General features: G+C 71.7%; 15 protein-coding genes. 7 read left to right on the plus strand and 8 right to left on the minus strand.

Annotated features, from left to right (window positions below; all coding sequences use genetic code 11):
- Window positions 1-19: 19 nt before the first annotated feature.
- From ACGFI2_RS19480 to ACGFI2_RS19505, 6 genes are read left to right on the plus strand one after another with little or no spacing between them, the layout of a single operon-like run.
- On the plus strand, window positions 20-889 hold the full coding sequence (locus ACGFI2_RS19480; RefSeq protein WP_393518727.1) for a branched-chain amino acid ABC transporter permease: 870 nt from the start codon (window positions 20-22) through the stop codon (window positions 887-889).
- On the plus strand, window positions 886-1,953 hold the full coding sequence (locus ACGFI2_RS19485) for a branched-chain amino acid ABC transporter permease (RefSeq protein ID WP_393518730.1): 1,068 nt from the start codon (window positions 886-888) through the stop codon (window positions 1,951-1,953). Before ACGFI2_RS19480 ends, ACGFI2_RS19485 begins: the two co-directional genes overlap by 4 nt.
- Window positions 1,950-2,747 (plus strand): ABC transporter ATP-binding protein, encoded by a 798-nt coding sequence (locus ACGFI2_RS19490; protein ID WP_393518733.1) that lies wholly within the window; start codon window positions 1,950-1,952, stop codon window positions 2,745-2,747. The genes ACGFI2_RS19485 and ACGFI2_RS19490 overlap by 4 nt, the downstream gene beginning before the upstream one ends.
- Window positions 2,731-3,474: an ABC transporter ATP-binding protein gene (locus ACGFI2_RS19495; protein WP_393518736.1), complete on the plus strand. Its 744-nt coding sequence runs from the start codon at window positions 2,731-2,733 to the stop codon at window positions 3,472-3,474. Before ACGFI2_RS19490 ends, ACGFI2_RS19495 begins: the two co-directional genes overlap by 17 nt.
- Window positions 3,471-4,427 (plus strand): hypothetical protein, encoded by a 957-nt coding sequence (locus ACGFI2_RS19500; protein ID WP_393518739.1) that lies wholly within the window; start codon window positions 3,471-3,473, stop codon window positions 4,425-4,427. Before ACGFI2_RS19495 ends, ACGFI2_RS19500 begins: the two co-directional genes overlap by 4 nt.
- Window positions 4,424-5,215: a class I SAM-dependent methyltransferase gene (locus ACGFI2_RS19505; RefSeq protein ID WP_393518742.1), complete on the plus strand. Its 792-nt coding sequence runs from the start codon at window positions 4,424-4,426 to the stop codon at window positions 5,213-5,215. The genes ACGFI2_RS19500 and ACGFI2_RS19505 overlap by 4 nt, the downstream gene beginning before the upstream one ends.
- 138 nt (window positions 5,216-5,353) lie before the next feature.
- Here the strand turns inward: ACGFI2_RS19505 and ACGFI2_RS19510 are convergent, their stop codons facing one another.
- The 3 genes from ACGFI2_RS19510 to ACGFI2_RS19520 all read right to left on the minus strand — a co-directional run bounded on the left by ACGFI2_RS19510 (window position 5,354) and on the right by ACGFI2_RS19520 (window position 7,554).
- The gene (locus tag ACGFI2_RS19510; RefSeq protein WP_393518745.1) at window positions 5,354-5,614 is read right to left on the minus strand and encodes a hypothetical protein; all 261 of its coding nucleotides are present in this window, start codon (window positions 5,612-5,614) and stop codon (window positions 5,354-5,356) included.
- A gap of 105 nt (window positions 5,615-5,719) precedes the next feature.
- A complete protein-coding gene (locus ACGFI2_RS19515) occupies window positions 5,720-7,195 on the minus strand; it encodes a tyrosine-type recombinase/integrase (RefSeq protein WP_393518748.1) in 1,476 nt (491 codons plus the stop codon).
- Window positions 7,192-7,554 carry a hypothetical protein gene (locus ACGFI2_RS19520; RefSeq protein WP_393518751.1) on the minus strand — a complete coding sequence of 121 codons (363 nt, stop codon included), beginning with the start codon at window positions 7,552-7,554 and terminating at the stop codon, window positions 7,192-7,194. Before ACGFI2_RS19520 ends, ACGFI2_RS19515 begins: the two co-directional genes overlap by 4 nt.
- Window positions 7,555-7,709: 155 nt before the next feature.
- Here ACGFI2_RS19520 and ACGFI2_RS19525 point away from each other — a divergent pair, with 155 nt between their 5' ends.
- Window positions 7,710-9,035: an NYN domain-containing protein gene (locus ACGFI2_RS19525; protein WP_393518753.1), complete on the plus strand. Its 1,326-nt coding sequence runs from the start codon at window positions 7,710-7,712 to the stop codon at window positions 9,033-9,035.
- Between the two features lie 41 nt (window positions 9,036-9,076).
- On the opposite strand, the gene ACGFI2_RS19530 is transcribed toward ACGFI2_RS19525, so the two are convergent.
- From ACGFI2_RS19530 to ACGFI2_RS19550, 5 genes are all read right to left on the minus strand, one after another.
- Window positions 9,077-9,466, minus strand: coding sequence for a hypothetical protein (locus ACGFI2_RS19530; RefSeq protein ID WP_282263784.1), 390 nt, complete (start codon window positions 9,464-9,466; stop codon window positions 9,077-9,079).
- A 241-nt stretch (window positions 9,467-9,707) separates the two neighbouring features.
- Window positions 9,708-10,259 (minus strand): DNA cytosine methyltransferase, encoded by a 552-nt coding sequence (locus tag ACGFI2_RS19535; RefSeq protein ID WP_393518755.1) that lies wholly within the window; start codon window positions 10,257-10,259, stop codon window positions 9,708-9,710.
- Window positions 10,256-11,122, minus strand: a complete 867-nt coding sequence (locus ACGFI2_RS19540) for a hypothetical protein (protein ID WP_393518758.1) — start codon at window positions 11,120-11,122, stop codon at window positions 10,256-10,258. Before ACGFI2_RS19540 ends, ACGFI2_RS19535 begins: the two co-directional genes overlap by 4 nt.
- Window positions 11,119-12,090, minus strand: a complete 972-nt coding sequence (locus tag ACGFI2_RS19545) for a TRM11 family SAM-dependent methyltransferase (protein ID WP_393518761.1) — start codon at window positions 12,088-12,090, stop codon at window positions 11,119-11,121. The genes ACGFI2_RS19540 and ACGFI2_RS19545 overlap by 4 nt, the downstream gene beginning before the upstream one ends.
- Window positions 12,074-12,991, minus strand: a complete 918-nt coding sequence (locus ACGFI2_RS19550) for a hypothetical protein (protein WP_393518764.1) — start codon at window positions 12,989-12,991, stop codon at window positions 12,074-12,076. Before ACGFI2_RS19550 ends, ACGFI2_RS19545 begins: the two co-directional genes overlap by 17 nt.
- Window positions 12,992-13,804 lie beyond the last annotated feature (813 nt).

Raw genomic sequence — 13,804 nt, forward strand, 5'->3', positions numbered from 1 at the left:
CACACGAGAAGGGGGTGCGGTGCGCGTGGACGCCTACCTGATACCCGCCGTCGACGGCGTCGCCTACGGGCTGCTCCTGGCCATTGCCGCCGCGGGGTTGACCGTCGCGTTCGGCGCCGGGGGTGTGCTCAACCTCGCGCACGGCACGCTGATCGCCGCCGGAGGCTACGTCGCTGCTGCCACCAGTTCGGGGACCTGGCCAAGCCTTGCCGCGGCGGTCGCATTGGCGGCCGGTGTGGGAGCCGCCGGCGGCGGGGTGCTGGCCGCCGCGACCGCCGCACTGCGGGGTCGGGGGCACCTCGACCAGGCGCTGCTCACCTTCGGTGTCGCGCTCATCGGCGCCGACCTGCTCACCACCGCCTACGGCCCCGACACGCTGCGACCTCGCCTGCCTGAGGTGTTGGAGGCGACCGTCTGGGTTGCCGGGCACCGGTATCCGGTCGACCGGCTCGCCGTGCTGGGCGTCGCTGTCGCTGTCGTCGCGGGAGGCTACGTGGTGCTGCACCGCACCCGCGCCGGACGGCTGATCCGCGCCACGGTTGACGACCGGGCGATGGTTGCCGGCATCGGGGTGAACCCCCGCCTGGTGGACGCGGCAGTCCTGGTCGCCGCCGGGGCTCTCGCCGGCCTGGCCGGGGCGTTGACCACTCCGATCCTCGGCGTCGGCCCGCACACCGCCGACACCGCGCTGCTGCTGTCGCTGATCATCGTGGTCTGCGGTGGCCTCGGCTCCGTGCCCGGTGCGCTCGCCGCTGCCCTCGCCGTGGGCGTCGTGCAGACCGTCGGCGTGACGTCGTTCCCGGCGGTCGCCCCGTACCTGCTGATCGGCGCCATGGCCGTGGTGCTGCTGGCCCGCCGGACCAGCCTCCCCACAGGGGCGTCGGCGTGAGCGGTCCACGGCACGACATGGCGGCGACGGTCGTGCGCGCGCTGGCACGACGCGCGCACCCGTGGTCGGCGCTCGGCCTGGCAGCGGCGGTGGTGGGCGCGGTGGCGGTGTCACCGGTTCCGTACCTGCACGCCACCGCCGCGCGGATGCTGCCGCTGGCGGTGCTGGCGGTCAGCGTCGCGGTGGTCACCGGCCACGCGGGACTGCCCACGCTCGGCCAGGTCGCCCCGTACGCGGCTGGTGCCTACACCACCGCCCGGCTCGCCCTCGCCGGCACCGACCTCGCCCCGCTGCACCTGCTGGCGGCGGCCGGGGCGGGAGCACTGACCGCCGGGGCGGTCGGCGCGGTGCTCGTCCGCTACCGCGCCACGGTGTTCCTCATGCTCAGCCTCGCCGTCGCGGAACTGACCGCGATCACCGCCGCCCAGTGGCGCACGGTCAGCGGCGGCACCGACGGGCTCGCTGGGATCCCCGCCCCTCGTCTGCTGCCCGGCCTGCCGCCGCTGACTACCGACCGCACGGTGCTGCTCTACGCCACGCTCGTGGCGATCGCCGCGACCGCCGCCGCCGTAGCACTGCTCGGCGGCAGCCAGCGGACGCTGCTGGCGGCCGTGCGCGGCAACGAGGTCCGCGCGAGCGCCAGCGGCCACCACGTCACCGCCTACCTGTGGACGGCGCACACCGGCGCGGGCGCGCTCGCCGGGATCGGCGGGGCTCTGCTCATCCACACCCACCGGTGGATCACTCCGGCCGATGTTGGCTTCACCACCGCCGCCCTCGCGCTGCTTGCCGTGGTCATCGGCGGCGCCACGTCGCTGCCCGGCGCCGCCGCCGCCACAATCGCGGTCCTCGCCGTGCGCGACGTCGTGGGTGCCTGGCTGCCCGGTCACGCGCCCCTGCTCCTCGGCGCCCTGTTCGTCACCGCGGTGTACCTGCTGCCCGGCGGCCTGACCGCTCTTCCCGCGCGACTGGCCAGCCTGCCCCTTCCTCGTCACGGTCGGCGCCGTCCCGCTCTTCACATGCCCGACGGCCCGGCCCAGCCAGTCACCAGGAGCACCCCGTGAGGACAGTCCAACGCATCAGCCCCGACGGCGTGCCGTCGCAGCGCGAACCGGGTGACATCGACCGCGCCCACGGCAACGGCCTCGTCGCGACCGGCCTGCGCCACGCCTACGGACAGCTGACCGTCCTCAACCTGGACACGTTCACCGTCGCCCCCGGCGACCGCCACGCCGTCATCGGCCCCAACGGCGCCGGCAAGTCCACCCTGCTGAACATCCTGGCCGGCACCACCCGCACTCAGGCCGGCACCATCACCTACAACGGCCAAGTCGTCACCCGCCGCGGCCCGGCCTGGCGAGGCCGCGCCGGCATCGGCCGCACCTTCCAACACCCCCGCGTCTACCCGAACCTGACCCTTCTGGACTGCGTGCGCATGGGCGGCTGGCACCACCGCCACCAACCCGAACGCACACCTCTGGAAGCCCTCGACCTCGTCGGCCTGCTCGGGTACGCCGACTACCCGGCCGCCGCGCTGTCGCACGGGCACCGCCGCATGCTCGACCTCGCCGTCGCCCTGGCCGGGCAACCCCGCGTGCTGCTACTCGACGAGCCTGCCGCCGGCCTCACCGACACCGACACCACCCGCCTGCTCGACATCCTCGGGCGTCTACCCGGCTGGATGGCGGTCGTGCTCGTCGAGCACCACATGGATGTCGTCGCCGCCCTTGCCGACTGGACCACCGTCCTGCACCACGGCCGCCGCCACACCGACGGCCCCACCGACACCGTGCGCGCCGACCCCGCCGTCACCGCCCTCTACCTCGGCACCGGGGGTGACGATGCTGCGCATCGGTGACCTCGCCGCCGGCTACCGCCCCGACACCCCCGTCTTGCACCACATCACCGTCGATCTGGCGGCCGTCGCCGTGCACACCGTGGCCGGGCCCAACGGCGCCGGTAAGACCACCCTGCTACATACCCTCGCCGGGCACCTGCGACCCACCACCGGGCGGGTTCTGCTCGACGGCCGCGACGTGACCGGCTGGACGCCCGTCCGCGCCGCCCGCGCCGGGGTCGCCCTCGCCCCGCAGGGACGACGGCTGTGGCCGTCGCTGACCGTTGCCGAGCACCTCACCGTCGCCCGCCCGACCGCTCGCCGCCCGGACAGCCGGGCCTGGGCGGTGGACGAACTGCTGGAGATGTTCCCGGCCCTGGCGGCCCGGCTGCGTCACCGCGGCCACGAGCTCTCCGGCGGGGAGCAGCAGATGCTCACGATCGCCCGCGCCCTGCGCACCGCGCCCCGGCTGCTGCTGTGCGACGAACCCACCGAAGGACTCGCCCCCACCGTGGCCGCACACGTCACCCACGGGCTACGGGACCTGCCCCGCCACGGCGTCACCATCCTCGCCGCCGTGCCGCACGCCCGCGCCGCCGCCACCCTCAGCGACACCGTCCACGTCCTCGCCGACGGACGCCTCACCGGACCCATCGCCACCAGCGACGGACAGGCCGAGCAGGCGCTGCGCGACCACCTCGCCCTGGTCTCACCCGCTCTGCCCAACCGTGGGCAGGCACACCGGTGACCCCCACCACCGCGACCATGGCGGCCCTGGTGGTGCTCGCCGCCACCGCCATACCCGCCGTGACGACGCCAGCACCGATCCCCGCCCAGCCCAGTTCCGTGCACTGTCCCACCTCAGCGGCGCCGCAGCCCATGCTTGCAGCGGCGCATCGAAGCACCGGTCACCAGGGAACTCAGGTGGCGTACCCGCAGCCGGCGCGTGCTCCGTTGCTGGCGCTGGCGGCACGACTGCGGGCCAGCGCGTGCGACACCGCTGCGGGCCGGTATGACCTCGTGCATTACCGGCAGTGGAACAACCCCGCCCGCTCCGGGGCGGCGGTGCGGGAGGTGGTCCGCTGGCGCGGCGATGACCGCTCGGGCGGCCAACTCGCCACCCAGCACCCCACCGGCGTCGTTCCGGTCACCCACGACTGGTGGCAACCCGGCGACCTCTACAGCGTCGGGCTGATCGACCCCTTCACCCGCACCGACGTGCTGCGGGAAGACCTGCGTATCGATGAGCCCTCACCAGCCGACCCCACCGAGGTGCTGACGAACCTGGCGTACCTGTCGACCTGGTACAGCCCTCGCCGGGACGGCCGCGCCGCCACCCTCGATCTGCTGGCCGGCCTGAGCCAGCTCACCTACTACCGGCGCGTGGTCGACCGTTCCGGCCGCCCAGGCATCGCGGTCGCCGCCACCAGCGGCGACCGACGCGCCCTGCTCGTCCTGCACCCAGACACCGGGGAAGTCCTCGCCTACGAATCCGCCCACCTGGGTCCCTTCGGCTGGCGAGCGCAGACCTACCTCGTCTACCTCGCCCACAGCCACGCCACCCGCCGCTGGTGGGAACCCGCCGCCCGTCCCCGGCCAGCCACGCCGTCCTTACCGCTGTACCCGCGGCTGCAACAGCACTGGCTGCTGACAACGCCCCTGCCCTGCCTCACCACGACGACCCAAGGAGTCACTCCATGACGGCCACCGCACCCACGCAGCGCTACCAGTTCCGCAACAGCCCTCACCAGCTCCACCCCCTGCAGGAGATGCTCGACCCGGTCACCCTCGACGACCTGACCCGCCTGGGCGTCAACCCCGGGCACACCGCCCTCGACGTTGGCGCCGGCGCCGGCTCCATCGCCCAGCACCTGTGCGAACTCGTCGGCCGCACCGGAAAGGTCATCGCCGTCGACATCGACACCAGCATGCTCAACCCCACCGGCGTGCTCGACGTCTACCAACGCGACCTGCGCACCCAGCCGCTGCCGGTCGAACCCGGCACCATCGACATCGCCACCGCCCGCTGCGTCCTGGAACACCTACCGAACCGGCACCTGCTGCTCCACCAGATGATCAACGCGCTGCGCCCCGGCGGGCACCTCGTCCTCGGAGAGATCGTCTACGCGCCCGTGTCCGCGCACGCCCCCGCCGACAGCGACAACGAACTCATCACCCGCGTCGTGCACACCATCCTCGACATCCTCGCCGGCCGCGGGGTCGACCTGCACTGGGGCGACAAGATTCCCTCCGTCCTGCTCGCCAACGGCTTCGAGCAGGTCCACACCCGCTGGGTCGCCGAGACCTGGGCCGGCGGCAGCGCCGGCTGCCGCCTGTACGCCGACAACGCCACCCAGCTACGCGACCGGCTCCTCGCCGAGGACCTGGCCCACAAAGAGTTAGACCGGTTCGCCGAGCTGATGGCCGACCCGGCAGTGCTGGTGCGCGGCTACCAGTTCGCCTCCACTACCGGCCGCAAGCCCCGCTGAACCTGACAGGTGGGCGGTCGGGGAGTGTGGATCTGACGGCACCTCTCTGTGTCAGGGCGTTGGCAGCAGAGAGGTCTCCGTTAGCGAGACAGCCCCAATGGCCGAGATCGACGGGGCCGAGGCCCGGCAGGGCGATCGCTAGTCGCCATTGGGCAGGTACCAGCCGTGTTCGCGGCGCCTGGTCGTTGCGTCCGGGTTGTCGCGCTCGTACGCCTCGTTGGCGCGGCGCGTCATCTCTTCGTCGTAGCGGTGCAGCTGGTTGTAGAGGTTCGACGCCTCGCCGACATTGTTGCTGGACACGTAGCGCTGTCGTAGCGCTTCGCGCTCGTCTTCGAGTTCCTCGTCGGACAGCGGGCGGAGGCTACCCATGCCACGTGCGACGGAGTCGAAGATGCCCATGCGCAGATGCTGTCAGGCCGGGGGGTGGCGGGCAAGGAAGCCGCATAGGCCCCTCAACCGGGCGAGTTCGTAGGGCGTCGGTGTACTGGACGTGCGTCTCTCACGCTATGCGGCCGTGCCGCTGCGCGGGATGAGGTCGGCGACGGCGTCGGCGCTGCCCCGTTCGAGTTCGAGGATGACGGTGGTGTAGGTGTCGGAGGTCAGGCCGATGGTGGAGTGACCGAGGGTCTCCTGGACCTCCTTCATGTCGGCGCCGCCGTGGCGCAGGTAGGTGGCGGCGCAGTGCCGCAGGTCATGCAGCCGTACGGGTGGCAGGCCTGCGGTGGCGACGAGGTGGTCGAAGCGGTCGCTGATTGTCTGGGGGTGCCAGGCTTTGCCGTCGGGGCGGACGAAGAATCGGCCGCTGTCGGGCCATCCGGTGTCGTTGACCTGTTGCCAGCGGCGGCGCATGTCGAGGTAGGAGCGCAGGGCGGTGATCGTTTTCGGGCCGAGGGGGATGACCCGGTCGCCGGCGTCGCTTTTCACCGGCCGGACGATGGGGGTGTAGCCGACGGTGGTGATCTGTTCTACGACGGTGAGGTAGCCGGCGTCGAGGTCGACGTCGTGGTCGCGGAGACCGCAGGCCTCGCCGCGGCGTAGGCCTCGGTGCAGGATGAGCAGGAACATCGCGTAGAGGACGATGTCGTGGCGTTGCGCGTGGTCGAGGAACTGTCCGGCTTGTTGCGGCATCCACACCATGACCGGGCTGGGACGCCTGCCGGTGGACTGCCAGTGCTCGACCGCCTTGGCGGTCCAGACCCGCGCCTTGGGTCGTTTCGCGGTGGGCAACTCGACGCCGAGGGCGGGGTTGGTGGGTATCAGCTTTGCGCGGACGACGGCGTCGTTGAGTGCCTTGCGCACCGTGGCGTACAGCCGGTGTGTGCTCGATGCGCCCATCGGCCGGACGCCCTTCACGTTCGCCCGGATCTCGGGGTCGCTGCTCGCGCGGGCGGCGCGGATCTCGTCCTGCTTGACCGCGATGGCGGTGAACATGCCCTCGATGTGGGCCGTCCGTAGGCTCTGGATCGGGATGGCACCGAGGTGGGGGATCAGGTAGAGGCGGATGTGGTCGGAGTAGCCGCGCACCGTCTTCTCCGCCAGTCCCCGCCGTCCGTCCAGCCACGCATTCAGGTACTCGCCGGTGGTGGTCGGCACGGAGGCGGGCACGCCGGCGCGGACACGGGCGGCAACCGCGTCGCGGTCGGGCAGCGGGGTGCCGGGCTGGCAGGAGTGCAGCAGGTCTCCGATCTGCGCCGCGACGTGGGTGTCGCCGTCGGCGACATCGAGCAGCGCGCGGGCGTGCCGCAACTCGGTGGCGGCGGTGTCGCGGCTGTCGAAGCCGGACCGGCGTAGCTGCCGGCGGGGCCGCGCGGGTCGGACGGGCAGTTCGAGTTGGTAGCCCCACACCCCGTGGGTGGGGTGCCAGCCGCCGCCCGGCCGGCGCAGTCTCGGGCACCGGCTCCCCAGCCTCTTGCCGGTGTCGGGGTCGGTGCAGGTGCAGCGTTTGGTGAGGGCCCCTTCGGGGCTGCGGGTGCGGGTCACGGTTCCTTCTTCCTGTCGCCGCCGGTGTACGGCGGGTCGATGCTGCTGATTTCGTCCTGGTGATCGACGCTTCGCATCCCGCCCAGGGTCAAGTCGCCGGACGTCGGCGACAGACCCAGGGCGGTGAGGATCCCGGCGACGGGCACCTTGTATCGGGCGCCGACCCGCAGGACCGGCACCGGGAAGTCGCCGGTGCGGGCGAGGTCGTAGGACAGGGCGCGTCCCAGGCCGAAGACACGTCCGGCGGTGGGCAGGTCGGTGATCGCGCCGAGCGCGCGGATGCGCTCCTCGGTCCACACCCCGCCACCGCTGGCGGGGGTGCTGGACGGTTCTGTGGGATCGATGTCGTGCGTGGTCACGGCGATAACTCCCGAGTCTCGAAGGGGAAAGGAGAGCGAGGTCTGGTCGGGCAGGTGCGGACTTCGCTCGCAACGACGCCATCACCCCGCCATCACATGTACTGCCGTGAAGGCGGGGTGATGGCGTCGTTGCTCAGCGTTGGTAGGTTGCGCTCGTGGATCACGTTCGGGCGGCGCTCTACCTCGACTTCGACAACGTGTTCAGCGGTCTCTACAAGTTGGACCCGGACGTGGCGGTTCACTTCGCCGAAGATCCGGGGGGATGGCTGCGCCGGCTAGCGACAACGGCCACGACGGATGGCGTACGGCGCTGGTTGGTCCTGCGCTGCTACCTCAACCCCGCGGGCTGGGTGTACCGCGCAGACCCGGATGGGGAGCAAACGCGGTTGTACTTCTCGAAGTTCCGGCCGTCGTTCGTCCGCGCCGGCTTCGATGTGATCGACTGCCCTCGCTACAGCAGCACGAAGAACGCGGCCGACATCAGGATCGTTGTCGACGCCGTTGACGCGCTGTCCGCGGACACCCGCTATGAGGAGTTCGTCATCGCTTCCGGCGACTCCGACATGACCCCGCTGCTGCAACGCCTACGCCGCTCCGACCGGCGAACCATGATCGTGTCACCGGCCGACGCGGCCGAGGCCTTCACCGCGATCGCCGACCAGGTTCTCGACAGCCAGCACCTGCTGGCACTGGTGCAGGGCGAGTCGGTCGACCTCGACGACGAGGCCGACAGCGAGGTGGAGGACAGGTTCGACGAGCATGTGAACCTCGCCGACGGTGACACCCCTGACGCTGGTCAGAGCGAGGCGTACGAGGCCTTCCGGTCGATCGTGACCTACGAGTACACCGCAGCGACCGAGCCGATGAACATGGCTTCGCTCGCTTCCCGGCTGCGGACGCAGCTCGGTCCTTCGGTGAGCGACAGCAACTGGTTCGGCTTCGGCAGCTTCGCCCGGGCCGTGGCGAGCCTGACGTTGTCGAACCTGCGGATGTCGCAGCATCTGCTCTGGGACACCCGCCGCCACCGGGCTCCGACGACCGCCACCGCGACGCCGCAACGCGTCGCCCTGCCGGATCCCGTCGAGCGCCTGGGCCACCAGCTCGATCTGCCGCGAATGCCGCAACCCTGGTGGCCGGCGATCTACCGGACACTCGCCGAATACGCCCGATCCCAGCGGTTCAACTGGACGCAATGCACCAGCTGGGCCCGTGACCAGCTTCGCGAACAGGGTCTGCCTATCAGCCGCAACGCCGTCGGGTTTGTCGTGCGGGGCACATCGTTCGGCGGTTGCCCTCTGCACCGCCAACCCCCACCGACAGCCGACGAGATCGCAGCAGCGTTCGTCGGCAACGTTCTCAACCGCGCCGACGCTGCCGAGATCACGTTCTCCGACGAAGAGATCGCGACGGTCCGCACCTGGCTGGGCGCACCACCTGAGAACAGCACCGAGCAGGTAGGCCAGGCGGAGAACTCCTCATAGGGTGTTCCACCTGCGGCGACCGCTGGTCACGCGGGCACGTCTCACCGCAGGGGGCACAGCAGGAGCCGCAACGCGGTGGCAGCCTGGTGGGGAACGACACCGTTACCGAGGACCCGTAGCGCGGCCGTGCGCGGCAGCCCGAGAGTGGGGTCGGTGACCCAGTGCTCGTCGAGGCCCATGAGCCATTCCACGAACCGCGGCGCCAGGACGGGCTTGCCGTGCTGGCCCGGCTGGGTGGGTTCCGGCGCGGGCCGGCCGAGCAGCAGCTCCCAGCGGGCCACAGCGGCGGCGTAGACGCCCCACCGGCCTGCGTCGGGCTGGCCGAGCCCGGCGACGGTGGTGCGTAGATCCGCACCGCCGTCGCCGTGCTGGCCAGGCCCGCGCGCGTCGGACGCGCGCGGGGTGGGCAGGGTCCGGGCCGGTACCCGCACGGCCGCCGAAGGCAGTGTCAGGTCGCCGTGTGAGCCGCGCTGCGCGGGGCAGCCCTTCGTTCCATCGGTGGCCCGTGGGGTGGGCAGCAGGACCTGCGACAGCGGGGGCCGGAACCCGGCCCCCGCTCGCCGTCCTGGAGTACCAGTGTCGCTGGCCCTCGGGGTGGGCAGCAGGCCACGGGTGGAGCCGGACGCCTCGATCAGGTCAGGCAGCCCGTACTGGTGACCGGGCCCTTTCCCATCACGGGCGCACGGTGTCGGCAGCGTCCGCACCCCCTCCCAGCCGAACGGTGGGTGTGGCCAGCAGGAATAGCCTGTCCCGGCGGTGGGCTGCGCCGATGTCGGATGCGCGTAGGCATGTCCAGCTCGTGTCGTACCCGATCTGGGCCAGGTCGGCGTGGACGACGTCGAACCCGCGTCGCAGGAGCGCGGCGACGTTCTCCACGAAGAGCAACCGGGGTCGAAGTATGCGAACGGCCGTGGCGACGTGGTTCCAGACGCTGGAGTGCTCTCCGGTGATGCCGGCGCGTTTGCCGGCGTTGCTGATGTCCTGGCAGGGGAATCCGGCGGTGAGGATGTCGACGGGTGCGACGCTGCTCCAGTCGAGGGTGCGGATGTCGCCGAGGTTGGGCACGTGGGGCCAGTGGTGGGCCAGGACGGTGGTGGCGTGCCGGTCGGTTTCGGCGTACCAGGTGAGGTGGCCGCCGAGCACCAGCTCGACGGCCATGTCGAGGCCGCCGTAGCCGGTGCAGAGCGATCCGATCCGTGGGGAGGTTGGGTGGGCAATGGTCACGCCACCTCCCCACGGTCAGCGCCGCCGGGCACGGGAGTGTCGTGGGGGCAGGTCCACGGCCCGCAGCTCGGCGAGTCCGCCTTCCGCGGGCGTGGACGCAGTACCACCTCGTCGAGTGGCACCCGCTGTCGGTGCAGGAAGAACTGGCCGCGTAGCGGCTGCCCGGCGGCGTTCGCGCGGGCGGAACCGTGGCGGATCGCCCGGTCGAAGGCGACCGCGTCCGCCCACTCGGCCGGGCTGTCCTCCCGCAGGGCGGCCCAGAAGCCGTCGTCGTGGAACGGGCACCCCACGCACGACGACTTCGGGGTGTCCCCGAGACCGTGCCGGCGCAGGTACCGCAGGCAGTCGTCGCGCCGCCACCCCAGGTCCAGCAGTGGGAAGACGTTCCGCATGTAGGCGACGTCGGCGCTGCGTGCCCGGCCGATCTCGTCCAGGCTGATCCCGATCGCCATCTCCGCGGCGACACCGGCCGGCACCCGCCTGGGGTGCGGGTAGCCGAGCCGGCGCCGTACCTCCGCCTTGATCGGTTTGATCTTGTATTCGGCGGTGCATTGCCGGCGGGCCATGCCCCGCTCGCCGGCCGGCCCGAGGGTGAACAGGGGCATGCTGGCGAAGCGGTGGGCCGGGTCGAGCGCGTCAGCGCGGATGTCCCCGACGCTGACGCGCACGACCTCGATCCCGGCCCGCTCCGCGATCCCGGACAGCCGGTCCAGGTGCTGATAGACGGCGGCCGGCTCCCACGACGTGTCGGCGAAGACTGCAGCGTCGAACGGTGGGATCCTGCCCTGGGCAGCCAACAGCAGGAGCGTGGAGCTCTGCACACCGGCACCCAGCGACAGGTAGCGGTGGGTAGGTGCGGTCACGCCACCACCCCGGCTTCCAGCTCCTGGCTCTTGACAAACACGAGGACGTCCTCGTGTGCGATCAGGTGCATCGGGGTGCCAGCGGCCCGCGCCTTACGGACGGCTTGGAGTTGGAAGAACGACGGCCGGGCCACGAGCCCGCCGTCGCGGACGGCGGCGAGCAGCGCCACGCACCGATCCACAGGGGTGAGGCCGGCGCGGACGCCGGCGCCGATGACAGCCGACGGAAGGTCGACCAGTTCCCCGTGCTTGCGCCACGGTCGGGCGGTCACGACGACGACCCCACCGGGGCGCAGGAGGGTGTGGCAGCCGGCGAGGATCTGGGCGAACCCGTCGGCGAGTCCGGTGAGGTCCCGGTAGGCGAGGTTCCCGCGGTCGGTGCCGTCGTTGTAGGCGTTGTCGAACTTGGCCACCCCGTCGGCGCCGGGCCGGACGAGGCCGTGCACGGTCGGCCCGTACGGCGGCGACGTCACGACGAGGGCGACCTGGCCGGCCAGGGCCCCGGGCACGAGCGACAGGATGCTGGTGGCGTCGCCGCGGATGACACCGGCCCGGCCGGTCGCGCCCTGGGTGTGGGCGTGCTTGATGTTGGCGTCGGCGATGTCGGACCAGCGTGACTCGTACTCCACCCCGATCGCGTCCCGGCCGGCGTGGATCGCCTCGACCAGGGTGGTGCCGATCCCACACATGGGGTCCAGCACCAGGTCCCCGGGCTTGGTGTAGGCGGTGACGGCGTGCGCGGCGATCGCGGGGAGCATCCGCGCGGGGTGCTGCACCGACTCACGGACGTACCGGCCGCGGCGCTGGACGGGGCCGGTGGACTGGGCGGTCGCCCACACCGACAGGCCCTCCGGGCCGGGAGTAGCCCGGTGGCGTCCGATCGGGTCGGGGCTCGTGGCGGCAGTGGTCGTAGTCTGCTCGTGGGACGGTTCGGGGGTGTGTGCGCGGTGTCTAGCCACGGCGACCACCGCCCTCGCGTCCGTTACGGCGCGGGGCCGGGCGCTGGGCCTGGCTGAACACCATCAGGTCCGCGTGGACCCGCAGGTGCGCCACCCGCCACCGGTCGCTCACGGCAGTGGTGAGGGTGAGCAGTTCCTCGTCGGTGACGTGGTAGACGAACGCGTCCCCGTCGGTGTCGGCGGTGACCGCGACAAGGTGCTGCAGGTAGCCCAGTCCGACGCCAGCGGCGGCTTGGACCACGCCGGAGAAGTCCTCCGGGCCGGCGGTGGCGCCGGCCGGGACGGTGACGACGAGGATCAGGCAGCCGCCCGGCTGCAGCAGCTGGGCGCAGGCGGCCAGCAGCCACGCCAACCGGACCCGGTTGGTAGCGGCGTTGGGGTCGAGGGGCCAGCAGGCGACCACGAGACTGGTTGCCTGCTGCAGGGAGCCGCCGGACGGCAGGCCGGCGCCCGTGTCGGCCGGTGGGTGCAGGTCCGGGTCGGTGAGGTCGTCCCCGAACCAGGCGCCCATCTCCGGCAGGTCCTCCTCCTCGTCCGCGTCGCCGCTGATCCCGCTGGCGAGCGGGACGGGAGTGGCCGGGCCGATGATCAGGCTGGACGCGTCGGTGAACCACGCCGAGTGGTGCCGGCGGGCCCCGGCCGCGCAGGCGGAGGTGAGGGCGTGGTCGGTGGTCAGGTCGACGACCGCCTCACCGGGGCGGCTGTAGGCGGCGATGAGGCGGTCGGCGAGGCGGGTGCCGATGCTGCGGCCGGCGTCGCCCGGGGTGCGGGCGGTGCGCCAGACGGTGAGCGGGACCGGCGGGTCGCCGGCGACCAGGTCGGTCGGTGTCGGGTCGACCCCGGCCAGAAGGCCGGTGTCGACGATGGGATCGTGCTGCGGGTTGTGGTGCTGCGGCGTGTGCTCGCTCATGTGGTGTCGGCTCCGCGCCGCGCTGTGGTGCGCTGACACCCTCAAACCGGTGTTTGTGAGCTGTGGCGAACACCTAGCGATCTCACGGGGATCTCACGAATGTCTGACAACCGATTCCTGTCCGCTCGGCTGGCCTCGGGAACGCGGGATGATCCGGCTGTCGCCGGCTCGACCGGCCGGGGTCGGCGTCGTGAGATCGTCAGAGCGATCGGCCACCCCCGGCTGTCAGACACGCACGGTCACGACCACCTCGACCATGACAGCGACTTACATCGATGACACAGGGGCGCTGGCCGGTCCTGTCAGATCACCGTCCGGTGTCCCAGACGGCGGCGGCGTCACGGAGGACACCGGTGCTGGATTGTCATCGGAGGCGGCGGCCGTGTCAGACCGTCGCCACGCCGGGCGAACGCTGTCAGACGGCGCGCCACCGCGGCGCGCAGGGTTGACGATGACATTCGGCTCCGGTGTCAGCCTGTCGCGATCTGACACCGTGCCGCCCGCGGGGCGCTGTTAGACGCTGTGAGACCGGCTGGGTCCCCGTTGTCAGACCCCTCGGCCGGTGTCGTGTCCCTCGCGGCCTTGTCCCGTGCCCTTCGCCTCCTGTCGTGTCAACGCGCAGGTCAACGTGGCTTTGTCAGAGGGCGGTCCGCAGTAACTTGATCTGATCTATACGTTGCGTCCGGTTGGTGGCCTTGCGGCAGATTCGCCATTGATAGCGACCAGTCGATGGGTTGAATGTGAGTTCTGGTCGTGACCGCCTGGGCGGATCGGGCGTTAACCCGGTCATGGGTGATCGAAAGCGGTATCCCA

The sequence above is a fragment of the Micromonospora sp. NPDC049282 genome, from assembly GCF_043197045.1.
Lineage (GTDB): Bacteria > Actinomycetota > Actinomycetes > Mycobacteriales > Micromonosporaceae > Micromonospora.

Bases quoted from the DNA above. Each gene is read 5' to 3' on its own strand.
- ACGFI2_RS19495 (WP_393518736.1), top strand. From the start codon at position 2,731: ATGCTGCGCATCGGTGACCTCGCCGCCGGCTACCGCCCCGACACCCCC.
- ACGFI2_RS19505 (WP_393518742.1), top strand. From the start codon at position 4,424: ATGACGGCCACCGCACCCACGCAGCGCTACCAGTTCCGCAACAGCCCT.
- ACGFI2_RS19510 (WP_393518745.1), bottom strand. From the start codon at position 5,614: ATGGGCATCTTCGACTCCGTCGCACGTGGCATGGGTAGCCTCCGCCCG.
- ACGFI2_RS19550 (WP_393518764.1), bottom strand. From the start codon at position 12,991: ATGAGCGAGCACACGCCGCAGCACCACAACCCGCAGCACGATCCCATC.